Genomic DNA, 2,096 nt, shown 5'->3' with positions numbered 1-2,096 from the left:
GCGATCGGTACTCCGGTGGCGGGTCGTGGTGAGCAGGTTCTCGATGATTTGATCGGGATGTTCGTCAATACGTTGGTGTTGCGGACCGAGGTGGAGAGTTCGGGGAGTTTCGTCGATCTGCTCGCAGGTGTGCGGGAGGCTGATCTTCAGGCGTTTGCGCATGCGGATGTTCCGTTCGAGCGGTTGGTGGAGGTGCTCAATCCGGCGCGGTCGCAGGCTCGGAGTCCGTTGTTCCAGGTGATGTTGGCGTTCCAGAACATGGAGCAGTCGGCGTTGCAGTTGGGTGATCTGCGGGTTGCGGGTGTCGATGCCACTGCGGTGGCGGCGAAGTTCGATCTGTCCTTGACGGTGGTGGAGCAGTTCGACGAGGCGGGTGCCCCGGCGGGGATGGCGGCGCAGTTCACGTACGCGACGGATTTGTTCGACGAGTCGACGGTTGTCTCGTTTGCGGAGCGGTTCGGGCGCATCCTGGCTGCGGTGGTCACGGATTCGTCGATACGATCGGGCGACATCGACTTGCTCGACGCGAGAGAACATACGGTGTTGACTAATGCGCTCCATGACGACTTGATGCCGCAGCGCAGGTTAGTGGATATCTTGACTGCGCGCAGTGAGGTGGGTAGCGAGTCTGTTGCAGTACGAACCAATGGCAAGTCGGTCACCTATCGCGAGCTTGACAGGCATTCGTCGCAATTGGCTCGTGTTCTCATCACGAATGGTGCGGGACCCGAATCGGTTGTGGCGATTGCGCTTCCACGCTCGTACGAGATGGTTCTAGCTGTTTGGGCAGTTGCCAAGTCGGGCGCCGCGTACGTGCCTGTCGATCCGAACTATCCCAGTGATCGTATCGCGCATATGATTTCGGACTCCGGCGCGTCGATGGGACTGACTACTTCGTCAAATGTTGATCGTGTGCCGGATGGTGTGATTTGGTTTGAAATCGATTCCACAGACTTCGCGGAGATCGTTGCAACATTTGCTTCATCCCCGATTGATGAGCATGAGCGGACAACGACGCTTATGCCAGACCATATTGCCTACATAATCTATACCTCGGGATCGACTGGCAGGCCCAAGGGCGTTGCTGTGACACACACGGGCCTGTTTGGCCTCTTGGAATACGCGAATGACCTATACGAGATCACAGCGAACTCACGTGTCCTGCACATTTGTGCGCCAATCTTCGACCCCTCCGTTCTTGAATGGATGGTTGCTTTCTATTCGGGGGCAACGCTAGTTGTGGTCCCCGCGTCGATTCTCGGTGGCGATGAATTGGCTGAATTGATGCGCGTGGAACGCGTTTCCAATGTCGTCATCACACCGGCAGTCCTAGGGACGATGGATCCAGCGGCGCTACCTGATCTCCGTGTTGTCTCTGTCGGCGGCGATGTTAGTTCTCCTGAGCTGCTGGCCAAGTGGGTGCAGGGGAGGATCTATTTCAATGCTTACGGGCCAACCGAGACAACGATCATTTCTACGTATGCAAGATTGGAAGCGGACAGTCAAATCACTATTGGTTCGCCGATCAATGGTGTCTCAGCATTGGTGCTCGACGAACGACTGAATCCGGTTCCGGTCGGCACGCGAGGTGAGCTATACCTAGCGGGGTCAGTTCTAGCTCGCGGATACCGAAACCGTCCGGATCTGACGGCAGACCGTTTTGTTCCCAACCCATTCTCGCCTGGCGGCTCGCGGATGTATCGCACCGGAGACATTGTCCGTTGGATAGGGAGCATCGATCAACCGCAACTCGAGTACGTTGGCCGCAGCGATTTCCAGGTCAAGATTCGGGGATATCGGATCGAACTCGGTGAAATTAACGCGGCACTGGAAAAGCACTCTCTCGTGGCGCAAGCCGTAACTCTCGGTAAAGAGTTGCAATCAGGGGTGACAGCGTTGGTGTCCTATGTGGTGCCGGCGTCGGGTGTGGTGGTTGATACTGCGGCACTGGTGGATTCGTTGGGTGTGGTGTTGCCGTCGTATATGGTGCCGTCGCAGATCATGGTGTTGGATGCGTTTCCGCTCAATGCTTCGGGGAAGTTGGATCGGAAGTTGTTGCCGGAGCCGGTGTTCGAGGTTGCGGTGTTCCGGGCTCC

At 57.0% G+C, this 2,096-nt stretch carries 1 protein-coding gene; it reads left to right on the top strand.

Translation table 11 applies throughout. The features are described from left to right. Positions 1-2,096 (top strand): amino acid adenylation domain-containing protein (locus ACFQ6H_RS29740; RefSeq protein WP_378650427.1); only part of this gene is annotated, 2,096 nt, incomplete at both ends.

Origin of the sequence: Rhodococcus sp. NPDC056506 (assembly GCF_042794945.1) — a bacterium.
In the GTDB taxonomy this organism is placed as follows: domain Bacteria; phylum Actinomycetota; class Actinomycetes; order Mycobacteriales; family Mycobacteriaceae; genus Rhodococcus_F.
Note: the sequence above shows the minus strand (reverse complement) of the source record. Positions and strands in the feature narration are given on the sequence as shown.